The sequence below is a fragment of the Kribbella qitaiheensis genome (assembly GCF_042657745.1).
Lineage (GTDB): Bacteria > Actinomycetota > Actinomycetes > Propionibacteriales > Kribbellaceae > Kribbella > Kribbella qitaiheensis.
Genome location: NZ_JBHSKE010000011.1, coordinates 59,373 through 81,833, shown reverse-complemented (window position 1 = coordinate 81,833; position 22,461 = coordinate 59,373). Strand labels below are relative to the sequence as shown.

Annotated in this window: 28 protein-coding genes; 16 read left to right on the top strand and 12 right to left on the bottom strand. The window is 65.8% G+C overall.

Going from position 1 to position 22,461, the window contains the following annotated elements; all coding sequences use genetic code 11:
* The 3 genes from ACFPJ1_RS12125 to ACFPJ1_RS12115 form a co-directional block, all read right to left on the bottom strand.
* A partial coding sequence (locus ACFPJ1_RS12125) for an IS701 family transposase (RefSeq protein ID WP_380103666.1) occupies nucleotides 1-453 on the bottom strand: 453 nt, incomplete at its 3' end.
* Nucleotides 454-718: 265 nt separating this feature from the next.
* Complete coding sequence (locus ACFPJ1_RS12120; protein ID WP_380103662.1) at nucleotides 719-1,273, bottom strand: MFS transporter; 555 nt, start codon at nucleotides 1,271-1,273, stop codon at nucleotides 719-721.
* Between the two features lie 238 nt (nucleotides 1,274-1,511).
* Nucleotides 1,512-1,769, bottom strand: a complete 258-nt coding sequence (locus ACFPJ1_RS12115; RefSeq protein WP_380103661.1) for an MFS transporter — start codon at nucleotides 1,767-1,769, stop codon at nucleotides 1,512-1,514.
* 1,200 nt (nucleotides 1,770-2,969) lie between these two features.
* Here ACFPJ1_RS12115 and ACFPJ1_RS12110 point away from each other — a divergent pair.
* The 3 genes from ACFPJ1_RS12110 (at nucleotide 2,970) to ACFPJ1_RS12100 (ending at nucleotide 4,892) form a co-directional block, all read left to right on the top strand.
* The gene (locus tag ACFPJ1_RS12110) at nucleotides 2,970-3,155 is read left to right on the top strand and encodes a hypothetical protein (RefSeq protein WP_380103660.1); all 186 of its coding nucleotides are present in this window, start codon (nucleotides 2,970-2,972) and stop codon (nucleotides 3,153-3,155) included.
* 127 nt (nucleotides 3,156-3,282) lie between these two features.
* Nucleotides 3,283-3,636: a hypothetical protein gene (locus ACFPJ1_RS12105; protein WP_380103659.1), complete on the top strand. Its 354-nt coding sequence runs from the start codon at nucleotides 3,283-3,285 to the stop codon at nucleotides 3,634-3,636.
* A gap of 38 nt (nucleotides 3,637-3,674) precedes the next feature.
* Complete coding sequence (locus ACFPJ1_RS12100) at nucleotides 3,675-4,892, top strand: molybdopterin-dependent oxidoreductase (RefSeq protein ID WP_380103658.1); 1,218 nt, start codon at nucleotides 3,675-3,677, stop codon at nucleotides 4,890-4,892.
* 381 nt (nucleotides 4,893-5,273) lie between these two features.
* On the opposite strand, the gene ACFPJ1_RS12095 is transcribed toward ACFPJ1_RS12100, so the two are convergent.
* Together ACFPJ1_RS12095 and ACFPJ1_RS12090 are read right to left on the bottom strand one after the other, a co-directional pair.
* On the bottom strand, nucleotides 5,274-5,591 hold the full coding sequence (locus tag ACFPJ1_RS12095; RefSeq protein WP_380103657.1) for a MerR family transcriptional regulator: 318 nt from the start codon (nucleotides 5,589-5,591) through the stop codon (nucleotides 5,274-5,276).
* Between the two features lie 951 nt (nucleotides 5,592-6,542).
* Nucleotides 6,543-7,214, bottom strand: a complete 672-nt coding sequence (locus ACFPJ1_RS12090; protein ID WP_380103656.1) for a GAF and ANTAR domain-containing protein — start codon at nucleotides 7,212-7,214, stop codon at nucleotides 6,543-6,545.
* A gap of 437 nt (nucleotides 7,215-7,651) precedes the next feature.
* On the opposite strand from ACFPJ1_RS12090, the gene ACFPJ1_RS12085 reads away from it, so the two are divergent.
* The 4 genes from ACFPJ1_RS12085 to ACFPJ1_RS12070 all read left to right on the top strand — a co-directional run bounded on the left by ACFPJ1_RS12085 (nucleotide 7,652) and on the right by ACFPJ1_RS12070 (nucleotide 10,804).
* Nucleotides 7,652-8,011: a hypothetical protein gene (locus tag ACFPJ1_RS12085; protein WP_380103655.1), complete on the top strand. Its 360-nt coding sequence runs from the start codon at nucleotides 7,652-7,654 to the stop codon at nucleotides 8,009-8,011.
* Nucleotides 8,012-8,395 carry an alcohol dehydrogenase catalytic domain-containing protein gene (locus tag ACFPJ1_RS12080; RefSeq protein ID WP_380103665.1) on the top strand — a complete coding sequence of 128 codons (384 nt, stop codon included), beginning with the start codon at nucleotides 8,012-8,014 and terminating at the stop codon, nucleotides 8,393-8,395.
* Between the two features lie 447 nt (nucleotides 8,396-8,842).
* Nucleotides 8,843-9,919, top strand: coding sequence for a toprim domain-containing protein (locus ACFPJ1_RS12075; protein ID WP_380103654.1), 1,077 nt, complete (start codon nucleotides 8,843-8,845; stop codon nucleotides 9,917-9,919).
* Between the two features lie 135 nt (nucleotides 9,920-10,054).
* Entirely contained in the window at nucleotides 10,055-10,804 is a 750-nt protein-coding gene (locus tag ACFPJ1_RS12070; RefSeq protein ID WP_380103653.1) for a hypothetical protein, read from the top strand.
* A 107-nt stretch (nucleotides 10,805-10,911) separates the two neighbouring features.
* Here ACFPJ1_RS12070 and ACFPJ1_RS12065 read toward each other — a convergent pair whose 3' ends face one another.
* From ACFPJ1_RS12065 to ACFPJ1_RS12055, 3 genes are all read right to left on the bottom strand, one after another.
* Nucleotides 10,912-11,265 (bottom strand): hypothetical protein, encoded by a 354-nt coding sequence (locus tag ACFPJ1_RS12065; RefSeq protein ID WP_380103652.1) that lies wholly within the window; start codon nucleotides 11,263-11,265, stop codon nucleotides 10,912-10,914.
* 268 nt (nucleotides 11,266-11,533) lie between these two features.
* The gene (locus tag ACFPJ1_RS12060) at nucleotides 11,534-12,115 is read right to left on the bottom strand and encodes a hypothetical protein (protein ID WP_380103651.1); all 582 of its coding nucleotides are present in this window, start codon (nucleotides 12,113-12,115) and stop codon (nucleotides 11,534-11,536) included.
* A gap of 66 nt (nucleotides 12,116-12,181) precedes the next feature.
* Entirely contained in the window at nucleotides 12,182-12,313 is a 132-nt protein-coding gene (locus ACFPJ1_RS12055) for a hypothetical protein (protein WP_380103650.1), read from the bottom strand.
* 373 nt (nucleotides 12,314-12,686) lie between these two features.
* Here ACFPJ1_RS12055 and ACFPJ1_RS12050 point away from each other — a divergent pair, with 373 nt between their 5' ends.
* The 7 genes from ACFPJ1_RS12050 to ctaD all read left to right on the top strand — a co-directional run bounded on the left by ACFPJ1_RS12050 (nucleotide 12,687) and on the right by ctaD (nucleotide 19,339).
* Nucleotides 12,687-12,866: a hypothetical protein gene (locus ACFPJ1_RS12050; RefSeq protein ID WP_380103649.1), complete on the top strand. Its 180-nt coding sequence runs from the start codon at nucleotides 12,687-12,689 to the stop codon at nucleotides 12,864-12,866.
* A gap of 416 nt (nucleotides 12,867-13,282) precedes the next feature.
* Complete coding sequence (locus ACFPJ1_RS12045; protein ID WP_380103648.1) at nucleotides 13,283-14,170, top strand: AraC family transcriptional regulator; 888 nt, start codon at nucleotides 13,283-13,285, stop codon at nucleotides 14,168-14,170.
* 75 nt (nucleotides 14,171-14,245) lie between these two features.
* Nucleotides 14,246-14,692 carry a nitroreductase/quinone reductase family protein gene (locus ACFPJ1_RS12040; protein ID WP_380103647.1) on the top strand — a complete coding sequence of 149 codons (447 nt, stop codon included), beginning with the start codon at nucleotides 14,246-14,248 and terminating at the stop codon, nucleotides 14,690-14,692.
* The gene (locus tag ACFPJ1_RS12035) at nucleotides 14,689-15,717 is read left to right on the top strand and encodes an aldo/keto reductase (RefSeq protein ID WP_380103646.1); all 1,029 of its coding nucleotides are present in this window, start codon (nucleotides 14,689-14,691) and stop codon (nucleotides 15,715-15,717) included. Before ACFPJ1_RS12040 ends, ACFPJ1_RS12035 begins: the two co-directional genes overlap by 4 nt.
* Nucleotides 15,718-16,058: 341 nt before the next feature.
* A complete protein-coding gene (locus tag ACFPJ1_RS12030; protein WP_380103645.1) occupies nucleotides 16,059-16,637 on the top strand; it encodes an ATP-dependent DNA ligase in 579 nt (192 codons plus the stop codon).
* A 351-nt stretch (nucleotides 16,638-16,988) separates the two neighbouring features.
* Nucleotides 16,989-17,480, top strand: a complete 492-nt coding sequence (locus ACFPJ1_RS12025) for a TraR/DksA family transcriptional regulator (protein WP_380103644.1) — start codon at nucleotides 16,989-16,991, stop codon at nucleotides 17,478-17,480.
* 128 nt (nucleotides 17,481-17,608) lie between these two features.
* Nucleotides 17,609-19,339, top strand: coding sequence for an aa3-type cytochrome oxidase subunit I (ctaD, locus tag ACFPJ1_RS12020; protein WP_380103664.1), 1,731 nt, complete (start codon nucleotides 17,609-17,611; stop codon nucleotides 19,337-19,339).
* Nucleotides 19,340-19,348: 9 nt separating this feature from the next.
* On the opposite strand, the gene ACFPJ1_RS12015 is transcribed toward ctaD, so the two are convergent.
* The 4 genes from ACFPJ1_RS12015 to fdxA all read right to left on the bottom strand — a co-directional run bounded on the left by ACFPJ1_RS12015 (nucleotide 19,349) and on the right by fdxA (nucleotide 21,253).
* On the bottom strand, nucleotides 19,349-19,780 hold the full coding sequence (locus tag ACFPJ1_RS12015; protein WP_380103643.1) for a hypothetical protein: 432 nt from the start codon (nucleotides 19,778-19,780) through the stop codon (nucleotides 19,349-19,351).
* Between the two features lie 72 nt (nucleotides 19,781-19,852).
* Nucleotides 19,853-20,221 (bottom strand): cupin domain-containing protein, encoded by a 369-nt coding sequence (locus ACFPJ1_RS12010; RefSeq protein WP_380103642.1) that lies wholly within the window; start codon nucleotides 20,219-20,221, stop codon nucleotides 19,853-19,855.
* Nucleotides 20,221-20,922 carry a helix-turn-helix transcriptional regulator gene (locus ACFPJ1_RS12005; protein ID WP_380103641.1) on the bottom strand — a complete coding sequence of 234 codons (702 nt, stop codon included), beginning with the start codon at nucleotides 20,920-20,922 and terminating at the stop codon, nucleotides 20,221-20,223. The genes ACFPJ1_RS12010 and ACFPJ1_RS12005 overlap by 1 nt, the downstream gene beginning before the upstream one ends.
* Nucleotides 20,923-20,926: 4 nt before the next feature.
* The gene (gene fdxA, locus ACFPJ1_RS12000; protein WP_380103640.1) at nucleotides 20,927-21,253 is read right to left on the bottom strand and encodes a ferredoxin; all 327 of its coding nucleotides are present in this window, start codon (nucleotides 21,251-21,253) and stop codon (nucleotides 20,927-20,929) included.
* Between the two features lie 86 nt (nucleotides 21,254-21,339).
* Here fdxA and ACFPJ1_RS11995 point away from each other — a divergent pair, with 86 nt between their 5' ends.
* Together ACFPJ1_RS11995 and ACFPJ1_RS11990 are read left to right on the top strand one after the other, a co-directional pair.
* Nucleotides 21,340-22,056: a DUF2249 domain-containing protein gene (locus tag ACFPJ1_RS11995; protein WP_380103639.1), complete on the top strand. Its 717-nt coding sequence runs from the start codon at nucleotides 21,340-21,342 to the stop codon at nucleotides 22,054-22,056.
* A complete protein-coding gene (locus ACFPJ1_RS11990; RefSeq protein WP_380103638.1) occupies nucleotides 22,049-22,459 on the top strand; it encodes a cupin domain-containing protein in 411 nt (136 codons plus the stop codon). The genes ACFPJ1_RS11995 and ACFPJ1_RS11990 overlap by 8 nt, the downstream gene beginning before the upstream one ends.
* Nucleotides 22,460-22,461: the final 2 nt, after the last annotated feature.

Here is a 22,461-nt window from a genome sequence, read left to right as displayed (position 1 = left end):
AACCCCGGCGGCACGGCACCTCTCGGGGTCCATCGTCCACGACTTCGGCAGATACAAGGCCCGGTCGATGAACGCATGCCCACCCGTGGCGGCATACACCAGGTAGACCCCGACCTGCGCGTTCTCGATCCGGCCCGCGGTCCCGGTGTACTGGCGCTGCACCCCGACCGTGTGGACGCCCTTCTTCAGATCGCCGGTCTCATCGACCACCAGCACCGCGCCCGGGTCACCGAGATGATCCACCACGTAAGTCCGCAGGTCGTCACGCACCGCGTCGGCGTCCCACACCGCCCGAGCCAGCAGATGCTGCATGCCGTCCGGGGACGCCTCACCGGCGTGCTCGGCGATCGTCCAGCAGTTCACCCGCGGCAACCCGGCCAGCAACCCCAGCAGGAACAACCCGGCCCGCCGACGCGGCTCAACCCGGACGAACCGCGACCCGATCCGCCCCACCAACTCGTCGAAACCACGCCGCCACCGATCAGGGTCTACGCTATGGCACGCAGCCACCGCGCGACCGTCTTGAGTCCACACAACCCGAGATCATCAACCGGTGGCTGCGCTACGTCCGGGACCGCCACACCGCCAGATCACGAACTACGGCTGGAGTACTAGCCTGGAAGGCGCCAGCGTGGTCGCCATGTCAGGGAAGATGTGGACGGCGCAGTGTCGGACGGTTGGTTCAGCAGTCGCGCTGAGCGACTTTCTCAACGCTTCCCTAGCGCGAAGGGCTCTTGACGAGGCGTTGACGCAGACTCAGGCTGCTGATCGCGTAGGCGATCTGGCCGAACTCGCTTGCCGCAGTACCGACAACCACGAGCAGCACAGACCATCCAGGCTGAGCCATGGGTGAAAGCAGACCGACCGGTCCGGTCGTGGCTAGGGACAACCATACGATCCGAGCCGAACCGAACCGTCGAGCGAGTGCCGGCGTCAGCGCAGCGCCTGCCATCGCGGTGATCGATCCAGCGGCCAACAGCAAGCCGATCACCTGCGGCGACAGGGACAGTGTCCGGACGAGGAAGATGAAGTTGACCGCGGATGCCATTGCGAAGGCGAAGTTTCCCGCAGCGCTGGTGAAAGCGATCCCTCGGAGGATCGGGGTCGCCGCCACGAACAGCAGCCCTTCTTTGATCTGCGCCCGCAACCGGGGCTGGTCCGTACTGCGCTCCGGCCGGGGTTCCCGAGTCCTGATGGCCAGCAGAGATCCCGCGGACAGCACCGACGACACCGCCTGGACCAGCACGACGTTGACGGCACCGATCGCCGCCACCAGCCACCAGCCACCCGCCGATCCCCGGTCCCAGCACCTGACCCGACGCCCGGACCGTTTCCATCGCCGAGTTCCCGGTTAACAGCCTGTCGCCGCCGACGACCGAGGGCAGGTAGCTCTGATAGCCCACCTCGAAGAAGACTCGGCGGATGCCCACCAGCAAGGACACCGCGATCAGCTGGGTCATGGTCAGCACACCGAACAGCGCTGAGAGCGGGAGTGTCGCCAGCGCGATTGCTCAGACCAGCTCACTCCCGATGAGGACCGGGCGGCGACGCCACCGGTCGATCCACGCGCCGGCAGACAGACCGATGAGCGCGAAGGCGACGGTCCCCGCCGCCGTCACCAGGCCGAGCTCCGGCGGGGACGCGTGGAGGACGAATACTGCAAGGAGTGGGACTGCTACACCGCTGACCTGTGCGCCGAGCTGGCTGGTGGTCTGGCCGATGAGCAGGAGCCGAAAATCGTATTGCCGCCAAGCTGAACTGTGAGACACGGGAACCTCCGCCGAACCAGGTGGGTGAACAACCCACCCCGTCACTCCGAAGGCGTCGCTTGGGGTGGGGCACGTTACCCGCGTCGTCGTACCAGGTCAACGCGCAACCGCAGAAACCCCTTAGCCCCCAGGGTTTCAGCGCCACCGATCCACGACTGGCCAGTACGGAGCACCGCGCACGTCCTCTCGACGCGCCACGTGCGGATGGCCTGTGACGCCCTACCCGCGAGGGACGCAGCGAGGTCGGCGTCTTGAACCCGCATTCGCCTGGAATGTCCGCAGTCCCTTGCCGCCAGCAGATCATCGGGCAGGGTCGCAGGAACAGAGAGCGAATGTCTATGAGCAGTCGGGGGGTCGCTCTGAGCCGACGTCTGACGGCCAGGTCGTCGGCTGGTCCGCGCGGTCCGTACGGTCAGCGGGTTCGTCCACAGCTTGGAAGCGACGAACCCGGGCCGCGTTGACCCAGATCAGGCGTTGGTAGCAGTCGATCAGAACCTGCGCGCCGCGGGGGCCTTCGCGGAAGGCGTGGGCCCTTGCGCTCATCCATCGTCCACCGATCAACACTTGTATCGGCTCTGGGCGCCGGCGGTCGTCTGTCACTTTCGATCCCCTTTCCCGCCGCGATCTCGCCACGTGCAAGGCGCTTCCGGCCGCACCCAGATGGTCCGGATAGTTCTCAGCACGCGCCAAGGACGGCGGCATGAAATCGCTATTCACAACAGCTGTACCCCGTCACGCCGTTGGCCGACGTCGACCGCGCAAGTTGACCGCTTTCAGGACAGAGTCCGACCGCGTGGTCCTGGAGTCCATGCACGCGGCGCGCCAAGCACTTGCAGCGAACTGACGGTGCATGCCCCTCAGAAGACTTCGCTCATCGACCTCGTGCGAACAGCGAATCGTGTTCTACGGCGACGATCACAGCTGCTGGCGGTTCGCGCAGCAGTTCTCGAATCGTCGCCTCGCCGACCTGTTGGCTGCGGCTCGTGGACCGTCGACGATCTCCCGGTGGGTTATCGCTCGGTGGAGCGCGTAGAGCTAGGACGCGAGGCCCCCGCGCGTACATGTCAGCGGGCTGGTGGGGCGCCCCGCACTCACTTGCCCGCACGAGATCACCTGGGCAACTACCTGTACATGCCGGTGTCCGCGGCGTCGGCTGCCGCCGGCGAAGGCCGAACCGGCACCCACACGAAAGGGATCACGATGAAGATCGACAAGTCGCAGATCATCGACATGCTCAAGAACAAGGGCGACCACAACAGCGCCAGCCAGGCCGAATCCGATCTGCCAGACCAGATCGACACCGACCAGGACAAGGACAAGCTCGACAAGCTCGGCATCGACCCCAAAGATCTCCTGGGCAAGCTCCCCGGCGGCCTCGGCAGCTGACCCGCACCCGCGTGCGGGGTCCGCTGCCAGCGGCGGTAGGCCCCGGACCTATCAACTGATGAGGAGCAACCATGAGCACCGCAGGCCCCAGGGTGGACCTCGGAACGAATCAGACACCGACCGGTCCGTGCCCGACCAGATGGCGGGGACCCACCCCGACCAGCCGGAAGCGCGAGCCGATAGCGGTACTTCGGCACAGCCCGATCGCGGCGGGGACCGGGATCTCGACCGGGAGCACGCCATGGCGCGCGATCGGGTCAGCGTCGTGGACCGGGAGAAGACCGAGTACGGCGGGGTCAAGCCCGGATCGGCATTCTTCGGATGGCTGACTGCCACCGGCACTGCCGTGTTGCTGGCCGCGCTGGTTGCGGCCGCCGAGACCGCGGTCGGTGTCGCCACCAACACCAGTACCGACGAGGCCACCAGCCAAGCCGGCAACGACGCGACCATCGGCATCGTCGGCGGCTGGCGGACGGCGTAGCCGAGGATGAGGTCGATCGGTGGGTTCAGTCGGCTTGCGTGTTGTGTAGCAATGGGTGCGCGTGTGACATCGCGGTCAAGGACGGCCGGATGGTCGGCGTGCGGGGCAGAGCGGTGGACCGGATCAACCACGGGCGGCTCGGGCCGAAGGGCCTCTGTGGTTCCTGGCAGTGGAGTGACCAGGACCGGCTGACGACACCGCTGATCCGGCAGGACGGACGACAGGTCGAGACCGACTGGGACACGGCGATGTCCCGGATCGTGGCGGAGTCGAAGCGGCGTCAGCCGCTGGCGCAAGGGTTCTACACCAGCGGGCAGCTCTTCCTGGAGGAGTACTACACGCTAGCCGTGATCGGCAAGGCCGGGCTCGGGACACCGCACATGGACGGCAACACCAGGCTCTGTACTGCGACCGCTGCCGCCGCGCTGAAGGAGACCTTCGGGTCCGACGGGCAACCCGGCAGCTACAACGACATCGAGGCGTGCGACGCGATTTTCCTGTTCGGCCAGAACATGGCGGCGACGCAGACTGTGCTGTGGTCGCGCGTGCTCGACCGGGTCGAGCGCACCGACCCCCCGGTGATCGTTGCGGTGGACCCGCGCTCCACCCCAGTCGCCGAGACCGCGGAGCGCACCGGCGGAGTACATCTGGCTCCGCTGCCGGGGACGAACCAGGCGCTGATTAAGGGCCTCCTCCATGAGCTCATCGAGCACGACTGGGTGGCCCGCGGGTACGTCGAGGCGCACACCCTCGGGTACGACGAACTCGCGGCGACCGTGGCGGAGTACGAGCCCGAGCGGGTCGCCGAGATCTGCGCGGTGCCCGCGACGGAGATCCGCCGCGCGGCGGAGATCTTCGGGACCTCGGAGCGCGTGCTGTCGACGGTCCTGCAGGGGTTCTACCAATCCCATCAGGCGACCGCGGCGGCGTGCCAGGTGAACAACCTGCACCTGCTGCGCGGCCCGATCGGCAAACCGGGCTGCGGGATCCTGCAGATGAACGGTCAGCCGACCGCCGAGAACACCGCGAATGCGGCGCCGACGGAGACCTGCCCGGCTTCCGCAACTGGGCGAATCCGGCACACATCGACGAGCTCGTACAGGAGGACCTGCGGTCCAGCGGAGGGTGAGGTGTCCAGCGGTACTGGCGCATCCGTCAGCCACGCCGGAGGAGACAGAGCCGGGACCTCTCCTACGCGCAGTTGCTTGTCGTACAGATCGGAGGTCCGTGCGGCAAGTCCGATGCGCTTTCGATGAGGTACTGCCGCACCTCACGCCACGAGGCCGGCTGGCCGCAGGACATCGGATGCTCGGTTCTCCGCTGCCGCTAGCAGCAGCCCGAATCGGCGATGAATGCGTCCCCGGCGTCGGCCAGGGAAGTGTCGAGGATCTCCTGCATTGCCGGAGCATGCCCAGGTAGGTGTCTGGCTGGACCAGAAGCTTGCCTAGAGCAACACTGCGACGGTGGGCAAGCGCGCCCGATCTACTCGGGCCGGTCGGCTAGGAGGTGGCACGGGCTGTCGAACAGCTGCCGGACCCCCTGGCACGCCGGGTGGTTCGAGGTCGAGCTGAAGCGGGACGGCTACCTTCACTGAACGAGTCGAGGCTGAGTTCAGTAGCGATCCGGGATCGTCGCTGCTAGTGCTGTTCCTTCGTCTGTTCGTTGATCCGCAGGGCTTCGGCGAGTTGGTCTTCCAAGATGATGATCCGGCAGGCCGCGTCGAGGGCGGTGCCCTGGTCGACGAGTTCGCGGGCCCGGGCCGCGAGGCGCAGCTGGTAGCGGGAGTAGCGGCGGTGTCCCCCGTCGGAGCGTTGCGGGGTGATCAGTTTCGCCTCGTCCAGGCTCCGCAAGAACCCCGGCGTGGTGCCGAGCATCTCGGCGGCCCGGCCCATCGTGAAGGCGGGGTATTCGTCGTCGTCGAAGTTGGCCGGCCCGGTTGTCGGGGTTGAACTCATCGGGGTCTCCGTGTGCAGGTCTTGGGTCATCGCACCTCCATGCCGAAGGGCCCCGGTGCCGAAGCACCGGGGCCCAGGGGTTGTGGATTGTCACCATCTACCGGCCGTGAGGCCGGCCTTGCATGTCCGCAGCGCGCCACGTGAAGGCTGTCACTGCGGGGATCGCTGAATGCGTAACCGAAGACCACCTTCCCATCTGATGGAACCACGGCACCCGCCCGGCGAAGTACTGGCACTGGCGGGCGATCCGACGGTGTAATCCTGTCCCTTCTTGTCTCTCGAACAACAACTACCGACTGCTACTGCAACTACCAACTGCGAGTACGGAACTACGAACTACCTACTACGAACTACTGCCTACGACTTCAACTGCGAACTGCAACAGCTACTTCCATCCGTCAAGCCTGGAACCCTTCTCGACCACCGGCTCCAGTGACTCTGATCGGATCCTGGCGTGAAACCCGAGCCCCTTCACTGATCGGCCCGGCGGAGTCCGCCGTCGTACTTCCTTCACGAACACACTCTTGGACAGATCGTTAGCTGTCCACGTCAGCTTCGCTGTTCTCCTCTGTCGACACGAGGAACACTACACAATTCACCCGGCCATGTCTAACCCCGCCACCATAGATTTTGTGCAGGTTCGGTAGCAGCTGTGCGCTGCTGCCGAACCTGCACCAACGGGCCTGTGTCGTCTACGCCTGACTCGCACATCGGCTGACCCGTTGACCGGGCTGCTGTTGTCTGGTCACGCCGGAGCGGACCAGCTCCATGCGGTCAGGTGACACTGTGGCTACTGGCAACTTGCCGCCGAACCCACCGACCAGTTCAGCTCGAGCTTGCCGGGGCGGGCGAACGTCTGCCCGGCCAGCACGGTATGCCTGGTGGGTCCCGCTACGAATTGAGCGGGATACCTTGACTGAACCCCTCAAGATGTCGCCTGGAAGCAGGAGGCTACTGGGGGAGGTTTCCGGTCTCGATGACGTGGCGAGCGACCTCGCGCAGGCGCTGGTTGCGGGTCTGGGAGTAGCGCTGAAGCACGCCGAATGCCTGGACGGCGCTGAGCCCGTACCGCTGCATCAGCCGGCCGACCGCCTGACCGACTTCCTTGCGCGAGTCGACGGCTTGATGCAGATTGGCCTCCATCCGAGCCGAACAGATCGCGATTGAGGCGTGCAGCGCGAGCAAGTGGGCTGCTTCGCGGTCGCCCTCGTTGAAGACGAAAGGCTCCGAGGAGACCAGGTTCAAGGCGCCGCTGGTGGAGTGCGCTGTGAACAGCCGGATCGCCAGCGCGCTGCGGATCCCGTTGGCGGCGGCGGTTGGCGCCCACTTGGGCCAGCGGGTGTCGGTGGTGGTGTCCTCGACCAGCACGTCGTCATGATCGGTGATGGCCAGCAGACTTGGCCCTTCGCCGAGGTCGATCTGGAGCTGGTCCGCGCTGGTGATCACTTCGTCGGTCGCGGCAACGGTTTGAGCGTGTTTGCGTTGCATCAGTAGCACTGAGGCGTGGTCGTAGTGCAGTGCTTCGACCGCGAACTGCAGGACGCCATCCACTGTGGCCAGAACGTTGCTCTGGTTGTGCAGGTTCATGGCGAGCTCACCGAAGTCGCCGGGTTGGTCGGTCATCCGTCATCTCCTCGCGAGACAAGGGGTGCAGTCCTGACGCCGGCTTCTTGACGCTTGCAGTAGGACAAATCCTATTGCATCAGCGCAGGCGTGAACCACGCACCGAGGCCTGGTCGGGGCTGGGACCGGTGAAACGGGTCGGTCGCGCGCCGTGTACGCGTCGAACGATGTGGGCGCGGGACCTGTGAACCGATGGTAAAGAGAGCGGGGATATTCGTCGCACCGCAAGACGGGAGAACACCAACATGGATCAGCGCGGCGGCCGGCCGACACCCGTATCAACCGGAGTGTTCGGTGCTCCAGGTACACAAAGGCCCTCGCAAGACGGTCCCGCAGCCTGATGGAGGGTTTGGAGTGAAGCAACCGACAGACCTGACCGTTGCGGACTCGATCCCGAACCGCGTGGGCGGCGTCGCGTTGGATGTGGGGGTGGAGGAATGCCTTTCAAGGTGGAGTTGAAGGCGCTTAGGATTGGCGCCGAGGTTGTTGGCGTAATCACCATGCTGGTCACCGGCGTCCGTTGGATCGCCTCTGGATCCCTGCTCGATGCAATCGAGCCGCTGCTTCCCGTACTTGGCGGCATTGCTCTGGCTGTATGGCTGATCGGCGGGATAGCGGGTGTCGTTTTCGGCAAGGGCGCGGAACGGCTCGGGGGAGCAGCCTGGGCCCTCGCGCCCATTCTCTACTTGGTTCTTGACCTCTCCGTCGCACGTCTCGGCCTGCTTGCCTTCGGGATCTGCGTGCTGGGTCTGCTGGGGATGTTCGTCGATCTCGTTGGCGGCAGGGCCCATGGCTAGATACGAGCCGTTCGGCACCGCAACGATATAGCTGAGAGTCAGAATCCGGCGGGGCATGCCATCATCGAGGTCACCTCGACCGGCATTTGCGGCTCCGACCTCCATCTGTACGAGGTGATGGGTCCGTATCTCGAACCGGGGGACGTGCTGGGGCATGAGCCGATGGGCATCGTGGTCGAGACCGGTGCGGCGGTGACGAACCTGAGGGCGGGGGACCGGGTGGTCATCCCGTTCGGGATCGCGTGCGGGCGGTGTTTCATGTGCGACCGCGGTCTGCAGTCGCATTGTGAGACGACCGTTCTCGACCTCGGTGGCACCGATGGAGTGGGTGAAGTGAGCTGCTACCTGTCGAGGCTGGGCATCGTAGAGCTTGTAGGTGCCTGATTGCAGCGGGCCGCAGGCTGGTGATCGCCAGAGCCTGAGTCGGGCTGCTGTCACTCTTGGATCGGATCGATCGCAGGTTCGCAGAGGTACTGGACACCGCCACCGACCGACGTGACGTCGTCGACGCCGAGCCAAACGAAGGCATCTCCTTCAGTCCGAGCTCACTGCTACGGTCCCTCCTCCCGCGGGCGCTGACTCAGCGCACCGGTTGAGATTCGCGTTCCTCTTGCGGACTGCGACCGGCGATGCGGGCTAGCGGCATCAACAGATTTCCGAGTGTCTGTGCGACTGCCGCCTGATTCCAGGACTCCTTGAATCGAGATCCCGGTTCTGTCGCATGGGCTCGATCGGCACGGTTGGTGGTTGATACCCGACTGGTCGAAGGGCAGGAGGAAGCTATGCGCGCTGGCGAGGATGGTCGCGACAAGCAGTGCAGGTGGTTAGGCAGTGACTGAGCGCGCAAAGCTGATCGAGGCCCACCGCGAAGCTGCGGCGTTCTATCGTCGGGCGTTGGTGAAGAGACCAAGTTGGCCCGTCGAGTACCTCCGGACGCGGCGGCTCGATCATGTGCTGGCGTTCAACTCGAGTTGGCCGGTCGGGTACGCGCCCGATGCGTGGTCGGGTCTGATCGATCACCTTCGCCGGAAGGGCTTCGACGACAACGTCCTACTTGACGCCGGCTTGGCGAAGGTCACGCACAACGGCTACATGATCGATCAGTTCAAGGACCGACTGATGTTCGTCGCCCATGACAGAGCGTCCGATGGAGTTGGCTTTGTCGGCAGGGGACGTGGGCAGTTGGTCAAGTACTTGAACACGCCGACCACGCCGATCTACGAGAAGTCGAAGACACTCGTTGGCCTGGGGGAGCAGAGGAAACTCCTGGCGAGGGGTGGCATTCCCGTGCTGGTCGAGGGGCCGACCGATGCTTTGGCGATTGACTGGTTGAGCCGGCTTACCCGGTGCGGATGGGCTGGACTCGCTGTTGCCGGCACGCGGCTGTCGGTTGAACAGAGCAACTTGGTGAGACACGGCGCGACGTCGGACATTGTGATCGTGGCGACTGATGGGGACGCGGCCGGGAGGTCGGCTGCGATCCGATGGCTGGCCCCGTTGTCGGCCACGTTTCGCGAGGTCTTGTGCGCTGAGCTCCCGGCTGGCCATGATCCGTCGTCGTTGTTCGCCTCGGAGTACGGAGCCGATCGCCTCAGCCGCGCGTTGAGTTTCGCGCGTCCGTTGGTCGATGTTGCGATCGACACGGAGTTGTCGCGGTGGTCGCGGGTGCTGGATCACATCAATGGCCGGGTGAGTGCACTTCGCGCCGTCCTGCCGTTGGTCACCAAGATGCCCAAGGATCGGGTCGCAGGCGAGGTGATCCGGCTGTCGCGGCTGTTGCAGTTGGACGAGCAGACCGTTTCGAGGGAGCTGCTCACTGCGGTGAGCGCGGTGTCGCGTCACCGTGCACAGTCTGGCTCGGCGTCGCCGAGTGCTGTCGACCATCCGCCACCCAGCCCCGACCTCTGACGAGATGGTCGATGCCTGCGGCATCTAATTGCAGAGAGATTCCAGGATTCCTTGATCGCTGGATCCAGGTTCTGAAGGCGACTCAGGTTCACGAGATTGGTGGCAACCAATCACAACAGTGAGCTGGAGATGCCAATGACTGTCGAGCTACAGGAACTTCTGACTGACCTGGCCGATTCGAGCTGGGCGCCGGATCCGTCCAGGCGACTCGCGCGAGGTATCGAGGAGCGGATCGTTGCCCACATCCCGAGCCGCCTCCGTATGGCGCTGGGTGCGGACGAGGCTGCGCAAATCGCTCGTCTGGTCGCGTGGGAGCGCTGCAAGCAGTTGGCTGCCGATCCGCCCCAAGATGGCCCTTCGTGGGGCTACCTGGCGAACAAGGTGCGCTGGCGTCTGGCAGATGCCGTGCGTGCCAACACGCTGAGGAGTCGGCGTCACCCGTTGACCCAGCACCTTCCGGAGCAGCAAGACACCACCGGCCCGAGCGAGCTCGGCACGCTGCTGGACGAGATCGCGATAGAACTCAGCCGCCAGGGGCTACCGATGGCGCAGGCACGGCGGTACATCGTGATCGCCTCCGAGGGCCCGCGGTTCGAGCGCTCTTCGATAGTTGCCCGTCTCATTGCTGCTGGCGCTACCAGGGCACAGGGAGAAGGCTTTGCCTGGCTGCTACGAGGTGGAGCCGCGAAGCCTGCTGCTCTGGCCAGGCTCGCGGCCGGTCATGCGCCTAGCGAGATCTTTCGCGACCCGGTGGTGCGTCGCTGGTTCCTCGCGGCCGCCGGCCTGGACCCGCACTTCTCAGCTGGCAGGTCGGGACTCGGACGCAGCGCTGGTGTCGCGTGGCGGACGGAGCCGACAGGTCCCGGGCTGGCGAGGACGGCATGAGCTGCAAGTCGGTGATCGCCCGCGCGTTGAGTCGGCATGAATTCCTCTCAGACGGCTGTACGCCGACACAACTGGCTGCTTCGGTACTACGGACGCCAGGCACGGGTCTACCTGCGAATCCTGCGGGCGCTGCGGATCGTGCCGGCGGCAGTCGAGACCTCGCTGGTCTCGCGACTGCCGGGATCCGGGCGCGAGCGGGAGATCTGACATGCAACGACGATGGACACCTCCCGGCCGCCTCGGGAGACGTTCGCGACCTCCTCGATCTGACCCGCTCGCTGGAGCTCCAGGCGGGCCGTCGACTGGTGGTTGGGGTCGACGTGTGTCGGCAGGCCCGGCCAGGTCTGGTCAGCGATCTTGGCCTCGATTTCTCGCCATGCAGCGGCGTTCTCGTGGTCGAGCAGTTCCACGATGGCTCTGCGGCCGAGCGCGACGTACTCGGCGGGTTCGAGGCGAGCCATTCACCAAGGATGACGCCCGGGTCAACCCGCTGTCTGTGGTTTTCCGTTTCACGTCATCGGGCGGTCCATATGTAGGAGCCTTTGCGGGTGCCTCCGGCGGCCTAGGGCGAGGGTCGATGCGCGCCCATCGTCGAGGACGGTCGCGATGCCGCGGCCGGCCAGGTCAGAGCGGCAGCTCGGGTCTGCGGGCTCGATGCCCTGCAGACCCGACACCGCGCGGACGCGCCGGCGGGGGCGCGGCCTGGTTCGACCGCGCCCCCTCGGTTGCTCACATCGCGGCGGCCAGCTCCATGGCCTTGACGCCCTGGGCCTCGACGTCGGGCGGCGACGTCGGCGCTGGTGATGGTCTGCGCGGTAGGACGTGACTGCCTGGAGGACTCCGCCCGCGGTGCGCTGGCCACCCTGGATGAAGTGGTCGAGGATGCCGGAGATTGTGCTCCTCGGCGAAGGCGAGCTTCTTTCCGATGGTGCGCACGACCTTGTCGGCGCCGGTGATCGGCTTCCCGGCGGTCTCCTCCAGGCCCGCGATGGTGCGGGTGACGTAGTCGATGTCGAGGAAGGTCCGGACGGCGTCCTTGGTGCGCGACCGGATGAGGGCGATCTCCTTTTCGCGGGTGTCGTCGGACCACCGGATGAGGCCTTCGGCCATGCGGCTGCCGACGTGCACGGCGCGCTGTACGTCCTTGGTGATCGTCATGCCGTTGTCGCAGACCTGCACAACCAGTTGCGGGGTGATGGTGAACGCTCCGGCGCCGACCTCGCTGTTGGAGATGATGAACCCGGCGAAGACGGTGGGGTTGTCGTCGCCGGTGGCGCCGGTGGCGCCGGTGAACGGGGAGCGGGTAGCCATTCAGCAGCTGGGGTGCGAACGCTTCGATCCCTTCGGCCTGGATCCGGATGCACATGCGGGAGTCGGTCAGGTCGCAGCCTCGGATTTCGGTCGGACGCCGGCGGCGCGGACGCCGTCGAGAGTCGCGGTGAGGGCGTCCAGGTTGTCGATCAGCTTGAACTTGTCCCGACAGCGGTGCTGGGCCCAGTCCGCGGTCATCGCCGTCACGGAGGGTGCGGACGGGGGACGATCGGCCGTCGCCGGTTGCTCGAGGGCGTCTGGGCGCACACCGGGCCCGCAGAGCACTCACGTCTTAACTCACGTGATTCAGCGGCAGATGGTGAGAAATGTTGAGTGTCGGTGACATGCTCGGCTAGGCATAAGCCCAGGTCATGAGCGCTCTTGCGCGCCGATCGCAGATAATGACAGGTCTGGGCTCAGAAAGCGGTGGTTAGGGGTTCGAGTCCCCTCGTCGGCTCCCTGTTTGACCAGGCATTACTACTCTGTGTAGCCATGATTGCTGACAGTCTGTGAATGAGTAGCTGTTCTCGTGGCTGGGAAACGGAGTACCGGTGGGCGGGAGCGTGGGTATGTGCGCACTCGCGGCGGCTCTCACCAGGTCCTCGTCTATTCCGGTGTGGACTCCGTCACGTCCGAACTGACAGGCCCGGTCCAGCTGGAGCTCGCCAAGGCCGTCGAGCAGCTGCCTGGCCCGCACGGCATGCCGGGCGGATCCCGCTACGAATTGAAGTGGGACGGGTTCCTTCACTGAGCCTGTCAAGCGACTGTCTGGTGGCGCGGGCCCTTCGCGTCGCAATCGAGCGGATGTTGTTCGCGGCCGTGTCGAGTTGCACAGGGAGAGGACCCGTCGATGTCTGGGTTTGTTCGCCGGCGACACTCCGACGGTCTGCTGGTGTATCGGGTTCTGGATCAGATGGGACCGGTACCTCTCGCGGCACTGGATCTGCGGCGAGTATCGGGTGACTGCCCACGCCGAACCCGCAGGGTTCGTCGTGCTGGACGAGGCGCGTGGGTCGACCATCTGGAGTAACGACCGCCGTTCTCTGGGCCACTGCATTGCCGACTCGTCTGATCGCCGAACGGCCCGATCCTCACAAAGCTCCCGAATATTTGCCTGATCCTCTCGATCGGCCGGCCGACGTCGCCGGAGTGTGCTGCAATCGAGGCATGGCACTGGGCGAACTCCGGAAGTTGCTGGAGCGGCACGCCCGGGCGGATCTGACGACCTCGATCGAGGGAGTCCGGGTCTGCCGCTTCGAGCCCGGGGTGACGCCGGCGAGCTCGATGTCGGGGACGTCGCTGGCGTTGATAGCGCAGGGCAGCAAGCGACTGGTACTCGGGAGCCAGGTGTACGACTACGGCCCTGGGCAATACTTGGTCACGTCGGTCGATCTGCCGGTCACCGGTCAAGCCGTGGGAACTGGTACGACGCTCGGCTTCGGAATGACGCTCGACGGCGGTGAGATCGCCGACCTGGTGGCGAATGCCGAACCGGGCGAGCTCCCCCAGGCCTCGGGCAGCGGAGAGATGATCTCGGTCAGCGACGCCCCCGACGAACTGCTCGACGCCGTCGTACGGCTGCTGCGGCTGCTCGACCGTCCGACGGATCGGCGGATCCTGGCACCGATGATCAAGCGCGAAATCGTCTGGCGGCTGCTCACCGGACACAACGGCGACGCCATACGGCAGATCGGGCTGGCCGACAGCGGGCACATCCGGCGCGCGATCCGCTGGATCCGGGAGAACTACACCAAGCCGTTCAAGGTCGAGGAGGTTGCTCAGGTCGCCGGGCTGAGCGTTTCCGCGTTCTACCGGAACTTCCATGAGGCGACCTCGATGAGCCCGATCCAGTTCCAGAAGCAGATCCGGCTGCAGGAGGCCCGGCTGCTGCTGGCGAGCCGCCCGAACGACGTCTCCACGGTCGGCCACCGCGTCGGCTACGGCAGCGTCTCCCAGTTCAGCCGTGAGTACCGCCGGCAGTTCGGTACGTCGCCGAGCCTGGACACGGTACGGACAGGCAATCCGGAGCCTGCGGGGGCGGCAGCCCTCCCCTGATAGTCGAGAGAATCGTGCAAGGACTCGAGACCATCTTGCTGGCCCGGGGTCTGCGGACTTGATTACGTAGAAGACATGAACACCGCAGTCCTCCGCGCCCTCGCCATCGGACCGGAGTCGTCCAGAGCCGAACGCACCATCGACATCACCACCGTTGGTCGGACCACCGGCCTTCCGCGCCGGATCGAGATCTGGTTTCACCGCGTCGACGGGCACTGGTACCTCACCGGCATTCCCATCGCGCGCAACTGGTACGCCAACTTGCTCGCGAACCCGCGATTCGTTGTGCACCTCAAGTACGGCGTCGAGGCTGACCTGCCCGCGACCGCACGGGTGGCCGACGAGGAGACCCGGCGGCGCGTCATCCCGCAGGTGCTCGCCCTACAGAACCGGAGCGACCTGGGTACGAACGGCGGGCATGACCTCGACATGTGGCTCGCGCGCAGTCCGCTGGTGGAGATCGTCTTCGACGACGAGGCGCTGACGGCCACTCATATGACAAACGCTGAAGGAGAAGCATGAAGTACCGCACGCTGGGCCGGACCGGCATTCAGGTCAGCCCGTACGCCTTGGGCACCATGATGTTCGGTGCCATGGGCAACAAGGACCACGACGAGTCGGTCCGGATCATCCACCGGGCACTGGACGCCGGGATCAACTTCGTCGACACCGCCGACGTGTACTCGGGCGGTGAGTCCGAGGTCATTGTCGGCAAAGCCCTCGCGGGGCGCCGCGACGACGTCGTCCTGGCGAGCAAGGCGAACTTCCCGATGACGGACGACCCGAACCACCGGGGCAACTCGCGCCGCTGGCTGGTGAAGGCGGTCGAGGACTCGCTGCGCCGGCTCCAGACCGACCACCTGGATCTGTTCCAGATCCACCGGCCCGATCCGACCGTCGACATCGAGGAGACGCTGTCGGCGCTGAGTGACCTGATCCACAGCGGCAAGGTCCGAACGATCGGCACTTCGACGTTCCCCGCCTCGGAGATCGTGGAGGCGCAGTGGGTCGCCGAGCGCCGCGGGCTGGAGCGCTTCCGCACCGAGCAACCGCCGTACTCGATCGTCAACCGGATCATCGAGCGGGAGGTGCTACCCGTGACACAGCGATACGGCATGGGCACGCTGGTCTGGAGCCCCCTGGCGCAGGGCCTGCTCACCGGCCGGATCCGCCGGGGCCAGCAGAACGCGACCCACCGTTCGGCGAGCATGCCGGTCCACTTCGACCACGACGGCAAGCTGGACGTGGTCGAGCAGCTTGTCCCGCTCGCCAAGGAGGCCGGCCTCCCGATGACCCACCTGGCGATGGCCTTCGCCGTCGCACATCCCGGCGTCACCTCTGCGCTCATCGGGCCCCGCACCATGGACCAGCTCGACGACCTGCTCGCGGGCGCTGAGGTCACCTTGACCGACGAACTCCTCGATCGTATCGACCGGATCGCCCCACCCGGCACCGAAGCAGGACCTAACAACGTCGCCTACACCCCACCGGCCCTTCTAGACCCAACCCTGCGCCGCCGCCCCACTCCCGAACGGTCCGCAGCCTGACCCCCGGGTAGAAACTTCCTGGTTGTCGCCGGGGCCGCGCTTGCCATCGTGAGCGCGGCGCCCGTGCTCGCTCGGCGTACGGTGTCGCGGCGCCGCTGTTGCTGGTAGCACTCGGGATCGGTGCCAGCTTCCTGCCGAGTACCGGAGATCCACGTCGACCCTGTGCTCGTGCTGCCGCCGCAGCTTCTGTACGCCTCGGTGGTCCAGTTGGCCGTCCTCGACTCAGAGGGAAAGTCGACGCGAAGCCGAGCCGTGCGACCGACCTCAAGCGATTGAAGAGCGCTTCGTCGTACCAGCCTTCCGTCCGCTTCTGCGGCATCGGGGCGCGGTCGAGGGAACTCATGCTGCTCGCGGTGTGTTCCAGCCACCGACCAACGCGCAAACCGCCGCGCACAAGAGTTCAGTCAACTAGCCGCTGCGCGGTCGTCCGCCGCGGCGGCACGATCCGGCTGTGGTCGCGCAACGGAACGGATCTGACCGACAAGTTCGCCGATGTACACAAGGCGCTCGATGAGCAACTGGATCGAGACTGCGTTCTCGACGGGGAGCTGGTCGTGTGGACCGGTGAGCGCCTCGACTTCGGCGCTCGCCAGCAGCGGATGGTCAACAGTGCCGCGACGATCCGCCGCCGGCTCGCGCCGAAACAGCCAGCTTCCTTCGTGGCGTTCGACCTCTTGGCCGTCGACAGCGTTGATATCAGGATGATGCGCATCAGCGATCGGCAAAAGCGCCTGACCTCGCTCGCAAAGGGATGGCGGCCACCGCTGCAGCTGTCCCCGGTCACCGACGATCCGGACGAGGCCCGCGAGTGGCTCGACGCCTTCAGCTACTCCGGCGTTCGGGGTCGCGGTGTTCTAGGAGTTCACCGGTGGGACATACGACCAGGTCAGCAACCATTGGCCCCGAGCGAGGCGTCCTAACGCCTGTTCGCTGGACATGCACGAGCACGTCGTCGTGGCGATCCGGGCGTGGCTGAGCAGTTCATGGATCGCGAGCAGGTCCATCCCGGCCAGGTAGAGCTGACTGGCGCAGAAATGTCGCAGCACGTCAACGCACGTGCTGCGACACCTGACATCTGATGTGTAGTCCGCAGCGCGGAGCGGTGGCTGCGAGGTTGCCGATAACCGGCAAGGGGCGAGCCGTGACTTGGCCGGGCGTACACGTACTCGGTCCGCGCGCAAGGCGGCATGGTGGGCGCCATGCACACAGGAGGCGATGGTGTCGGACGACCTGGACGACCCCGCTGACGAGATTTGCATGAGGAGAACTCGATGAGTGATCTGGACCAGGCCGCTCCTCCCAGCGCAACGCGTGGCCACCGCATTGTTGACTCGCAGCGATTCCGCGTCGAGCTCGAGCAGCTCACACAGTTGGCATGCGATAACGCGACTGCCAGTAACGCTGGTTTGGCTCAGGTGACATCAACGCTGATGACGGCGGCCAGAACCTTCCTGGCGGAAATCGACGCCGCTCTGTTCCGGCTTTCCATCGGCTCCTTCGGCATCTGCCAACGGTGCAATCGCGCCATTCCCTCCGACCGGCTGGAGGCCATCCCGATGGCCAGTCTCTGCGTGCGGTGCCAGTACCGCGAGGAGTCCCAAGGCTCACAACCGGACCCCGTCGCAGGGGAGCCCACGAACACGGTGGTCCCGCCGCCGACGTCGCCGCCACCGCAGGACCGGAACCCGATGCCTAGGGCGGACATCGTGGACGTGTGGGGCATCGACTCCTTCCCGGCCAGCGACCCACCGGCGAACTGGTGAATCGGCGAAGGCGGATGGCTCCAGCCAATGACGGCGATCCGCTCCTGGAGCAGTTGACGCGGATAACCGCGCACCGGCAGCGGATCCGGTCGATGACGGCCCGGGGCGAGCCGCCGGTACCACCAGCGATGCCTCGTCGCCGCGTCGGCCGGTTGGTGGTGAAGTGGCTGACCACCACCGACCACAAGGTGATCGGCCGCCTGTACTTGATCACGTCGTTCGCGTTCTTCTTGATCGGCGGCGTGATGGCGCTGCTGATCCGCGCCGAGCTCGCCAGGCCGGGCCTGCAGATCGTGAACGAAGAGGTCTACAACCAGCTGTTCACGATGCACGGCACGATCATGCTGCTGCTGTTCGCGACGCCGCTGTTCGTCGGGTTCGCGAACGTGATCATGCCGATCCAGATCGGCGCGCCCGACGTCGCGTTCCCTAGACTCAACATGTTCAGCTATTGGCTGTTCCTGTTCGGCGGCCTCATCGCTTTCAGTGGATTCCTTACGCCTGGGGGAGCCGCGGACTTCGGCTGGACGGCATACGCCCCGCTGTCCAACGCGGTCCGCTCGCCGGGCGTCGGCGGCGACCTGTGGATCATGGGTCTGTGGATGGCCGGTCTGGGCACGATCCTGGGTGCGGTCAACTTCGTCACCACGATCATCACGATGCGCGCGCCGGGGATGACGATGTTCCGGATGCCCATCTTCGTGTGGAACATCCTGATCACGTCGCTGCTCGTACTGATCGCGTTCCCGATCCTGGCCGGCGCGCTGCTGATGCTGGAGGCGGATCGGGCCCTCGGGGCCCACGTCTTTGACGCGGCCAATGGCGGGCCGCTGCTGTGGCAACACCTGTTCTGGTTCTTCGGGCATCCCGAGGTCTACATCATCGCGCTGCCGTTCTTCGGCATCATCACCGAGATCCTGCCCGTGTTCAGCCGCAAGCCGGTCTTCGGCTACATCGGTCTGGTCGCCGCAACGCTGGCAATCGCCGCTTTGTCAGCCACGGTGTGGGCGCACCACATGTTCGCCACGGGAGCGGTCAGTCTGCCGTTCTTCTCCTTCATGTCGTTCCTGATCGCGGTGCCGACCGGGGTGAAGTTCTTCAACTGGATCGGCACCATGTGGGGCGGGTCGATCTCGTTCGATACGCCGATGTTGTGGTCGGTCGGTTTCATGACGACGTTCCTCTTCGGTGGCCTGACCGGCGTCATCCTGGCCTCGCCCGTCTTGGACTATCAGGTCACGGATACCTACTTCGTGGTGGCGCACTTCCACTACGTCGTGTTCGGCACGGTGGTGTTCGCGATGTTCGCGGGCTTCTACTTCTGGTGGCCGAAGATGACCGGCCGGATGCTCGACGAGAAGCTGGGCAAGCTGCATTTCTGGTTGCTGTTCATCGGCTTCCACACGACGTTCCTGGTGCAGCACTGGCTAGGTGTCGAGGGCATGCCGCGCCGCTACGCGTCGTACGGCGCGAACGAAGGCTTCACCACGCTGAACCAGGTGTCCAGCATCGGCGCTTTCATCCTCGGCGCCTCAACGCTGCCGTTCCTCTACAACGTTTACAAGTCCCGTAAGTCGCCGCTGGTCGGCGTCGACGACCCGTGGGGCTGGGGCCGGTCGCTGGAGTGGGCCACCTCGTCCCCGCCGCCGCGGCACAACTTCGTCAGCCTGCCGCGGATCCGGTCCGAGAGTCCCGCCTTCGACTTGATGCACCCCGAGTTGGCGATCAACGAGTACCGCGACAGCGGTGCACCCCGGGACAACCTGCTCGACGCGGGCGAGGACGGCGGCCGCACCAGCCATCCCGCGCGTCAACAGGTACTCGACACAACCAAGACCGCGGATGACCCAACGGACTAGGGCTGCAAGTCACCCCGCCACGAGGAGGCAGACTCCGAGCGCTGCCAACGCGACCACCTTGGCGGTCTCGAGCGCGACGTAGTACAGGTGAGTGGTCGAGCGGGGCAGGTTGTGACCGGCGAGGACGCGGTCGGTGCGCCGGTTGAGTTGTGGCCGAATGGCGATGAGTTGACCTGCCAGGATGACGAGGATGGCCACGGTGAGAGCCGCAACACCACTGCTCGGCCGTCCCACGACGACCGCTGCAAGCGTCACCAGCGCCATAGTGATCTCGGCGCGGTTGAGCGCCCGGAATACGATGCGGCCAATGCCGAGCCCGATGGGAATGTCGACCCCAGGGGCACGGAACTTGAGCGGCGTTTCCAGGAAGGAGATCGCCAGCACCATGCCGAGCCAGATGAAGACGACGGCGGTTGCTGCGGCGGCTGGTGCGGCGTTCAAACTGTTCCTCCTAGAGCCGTGCGTTGCCGATCACGCGAAGATGGCTGGGTGGGCAAACGTTGCCGATGGCCCCTAGGCGGCCGGCCAGCGGGCGATTCGGCCGACGAATTCGGGGGGTGAGGCGACGATCATCATGACGGCGGGTTCGGTGCCCGGGTTGTGCAGGCTGACTCGTTCCCCGGTGGCGAGATGCGCGACGGCGCCGGGAGCGAGCCTGTGCACCTGGTCGCCTTGTTGCAGGTCGATCGAGCCCGACAGGTGGACCAGGACGATCTCGGACGGTCCGTGGTCGTGTTCGGGCAGGCCACCGCCGGGCGGGATCCACACCTGGACCATGGCGATGTTGTCGGAGATCCCGCTGGCTAAGAGGACTTCCATCGTCGGGCCTCCGGGGATGGGGGCCTTACGTCGCGGTGTGGTGCCGATCCTGGTGAGGTACATCACGTGCTCCTTTGGCGACGCTGCTTCGGACGCTTGGCCGCCGCCTGGCGGTGAGTGGGGGAAAGGTGGACAAGGCAGGCATCGGGCTCGGCGAACGGCTCGAGGCGGGTCGCCGCGATCGGTGCGCGGATCTCGGTGAGAGCGCCTCGCATCAGACCCAGGTGCAAGGGACACAAGGTCGACGAGTACTCCTCGGCGAGTTCGAGGAAGGGGCAGTGGCGCAATCTGATGCGGTCGTCTTCGGCCGGCTCGGGCGCGAAGCCCAGATCGGTCATCATCGCGGTCAGTCGTTGGGTGGCCTCGGCGGTGCCGGTCTGATGGGACGGGGCGACCTGCTCGACGAGGTAGCCACCCCAGTTGCGGCCCGCAGCCTCGGCCGCGGCGCCCGCATCGGGACTCGTGGACAACTGTCCAAGGAGGATCTTGGCCAGCAGGTGGTACTGACGTCGCCCGCCGCGGTCCATCCCCGGATGTGGGGCGTGAACGGTTCGAGGCCGGCCCCGCCCGGACGGCGCCTCGAGTCTCCGGTCGACCAGCCCTTGCGTCACCAGTGCGTCGAGGTGGAAGCGGACCGTGTTGGGGTGGATGCCGAGCCGTTCGGCGAGTTCGGTGACACCCAGCGGATCGTCAGAGGCGCGCAGTGCCTCGAGCACCACCTCCCGGCGGGGCGTGTCTGCGTCGTGCTGGTCAGCTCTGGTCATGGCGTCAGCTTCCCTGATCCTGCGGCGGCAGCGCCGCGATGAGGGGATGGTCGTGGTGGATCACACCTACCTTGAAGGCCCCGCCGGGGGATCCGAGGTCGTCGAAGAATCCTGCGTTCGCACCCTGGTAGTCCTTCCACTGTTCGGGCAGGTCGTCCTCGTAGAAGATGGCCTCGACCGGGCACACCGGTTCACACGCGCCGCAGTCGATGCACTCGTCCGGGTGGATGTACAGGGAGCGCCCGCCCTCGTAGATGCAGTCGACCGGGCACTCCTCGACGCACGCCAGGTCCTTCAGGTCGACACAGGGCATGGCTATCACGTAGGTCACAGCTGACTCCTCACCAAGCGCTTGTAATTACTACAAATATCACATGTAATAATCATTCGAAATAGTGATGTGAGGAGAGTGGCACCATGTCTGCTGCGGAAATCTTCATCCAGGCGACCGGGACCGATCCGGACGTCATCGCTCGCGGTGTGGTCCGCGAGGCCCACGAGCGGTTGCGAACTGGGCTGGCGGAGCTGCAGGCGGTTGCCGGCGGCGATCAGTCGGCTTCTCCGGAGTTGGTCGACTTCTGCCTCCAGGAGCTGCGCCAGTATCTGGCCGCGGCCGACCGGGAGCTGTATGCACCTGCGGCCGGTGATGCTGAGACGCGGCTGCTGGTGGATGCTCTTCGCATCGGGGCCGCGGCGCTGAACGCCCAGATCGACGATCTGGCTGCGGCCGGCGCGGTCGAAGCGGCGCGGATCAGCGCGATGATCGCGGCGGCGCTGGATCTTCACCTACAGCTCGAGGAGTCCTTGCTGCTCCCGGTGCTGGCCGGGTTGCCTAGCGTGGACCCTTCAGTGCTGGCCACTCACCTGCGGGCCTACCTCGCGGGGGAGCAGGTCGAGGAGCCGGCGGTGATTGATGTCCGCAAGATCGCGCGGGGTGGTCGCCACCCGCGGGTCTTTGCCCGCTATGCCAGCCTGGCGCCTGGGGAGGCGTTCGTTCTGGTCAACAGTCACGATCCCAAGCCGCTGCGCAGGGAGTTCGAAGCAATCCATTCCGGCGCGTTCAGTTGGGACTATCTGCAGACCGGGCCTGAGGAATGGCGGGTCCGGATCGGGCGGGTCGCTCTTGATGCCTGAGGACCCTCGCGAACCGCCCGCGGTGGCGACCCCGGCGGATCAGCCGACAGTGCGGATCCTGGCCGACGTGCACGAGTTCGTCGACGACCCACGCGTATCGGGAGGTGCTCGGTGGACGCTGTCTGAACCGGGACGGCAACTCGATGCGAACCTCATCCATCTGCCGCCCGGGCGGCGCGTCGACACTCACACCGAACCGGACCTCGACGTGCTGCTCGTGGCCGTCGCGGGAACCGGCACCGTCGGCACCCCGGACGACCTGCAGCCGGTTGCCGAGGGCAACCTCGTCTGGCTGCCGCACGGTTCGACCCGCAACATCACCGCCGGCGCCGATGGATTGTCCTACCTGACAGTCCACCGGCGCCGTCCTGGCTTGCAGATCAAGACCCGCCCGCATCAGTAGCA

Coding starts and splice junctions, on each gene's coding strand:
- ACFPJ1_RS12040 (WP_380103647.1), top strand. CDS start 14,246: ATGAACACCGCAGTCCTCCGCGCCCTCGCCATCGGACCGGAGTCGTCC.
- ACFPJ1_RS12060 (WP_380103651.1), bottom strand. CDS start 12,115: ATGGCTACCCGCTCCCCGTTCACCGGCGCCACCGGCGCCACCGGCGAC.
- ACFPJ1_RS12090 (WP_380103656.1), bottom strand. CDS start 7,214: ATGACCGACCAACCCGGCGACTTCGGTGAGCTCGCCATGAACCTGCAC.
- ACFPJ1_RS11995 (WP_380103639.1), top strand. CDS start 21,340: ATGTCTGCTGCGGAAATCTTCATCCAGGCGACCGGGACCGATCCGGAC.
- ACFPJ1_RS12110 (WP_380103660.1), top strand. CDS start 2,970: ATGAAGATCGACAAGTCGCAGATCATCGACATGCTCAAGAACAAGGGC.
- ACFPJ1_RS12010 (WP_380103642.1), bottom strand. CDS start 20,221: ATGTACCTCACCAGGATCGGCACCACACCGCGACGTAAGGCCCCCATC.
- ACFPJ1_RS12005 (WP_380103641.1), bottom strand. CDS start 20,922: ATGACCAGAGCTGACCAGCACGACGCAGACACGCCCCGCCGGGAGGTG.
- ACFPJ1_RS12085 (WP_380103655.1), top strand. CDS start 7,652: ATGCCTTTCAAGGTGGAGTTGAAGGCGCTTAGGATTGGCGCCGAGGTT.
- ACFPJ1_RS12025 (WP_380103644.1), top strand. CDS start 16,989: ATGAGTGATCTGGACCAGGCCGCTCCTCCCAGCGCAACGCGTGGCCAC.
- ACFPJ1_RS12070 (WP_380103653.1), top strand. CDS start 10,055: ATGACTGTCGAGCTACAGGAACTTCTGACTGACCTGGCCGATTCGAGC.
- ACFPJ1_RS12045 (WP_380103648.1), top strand. CDS start 13,283: ATGGCACTGGGCGAACTCCGGAAGTTGCTGGAGCGGCACGCCCGGGCG.
- ACFPJ1_RS12035 (WP_380103646.1), top strand. CDS start 14,689: ATGAAGTACCGCACGCTGGGCCGGACCGGCATTCAGGTCAGCCCGTAC.
- ACFPJ1_RS12055 (WP_380103650.1), bottom strand. CDS start 12,313: ATGACCGCGGACTGGGCCCAGCACCGCTGTCGGGACAAGTTCAAGCTG.
- ACFPJ1_RS11990 (WP_380103638.1), top strand. CDS start 22,049: ATGCCTGAGGACCCTCGCGAACCGCCCGCGGTGGCGACCCCGGCGGAT.
- ACFPJ1_RS12095 (WP_380103657.1), bottom strand. CDS start 5,591: ATGAGTTCAACCCCGACAACCGGGCCGGCCAACTTCGACGACGACGAA.
- ctaD (WP_380103664.1), top strand. CDS start 17,609: ATGCCTCGTCGCCGCGTCGGCCGGTTGGTGGTGAAGTGGCTGACCACC.
- ACFPJ1_RS12030 (WP_380103645.1), top strand. CDS start 16,059: ATGCTGCTCGCGGTGTGTTCCAGCCACCGACCAACGCGCAAACCGCCG.
- ACFPJ1_RS12065 (WP_380103652.1), bottom strand. CDS start 11,265: ATGGCTCGCCTCGAACCCGCCGAGTACGTCGCGCTCGGCCGCAGAGCC.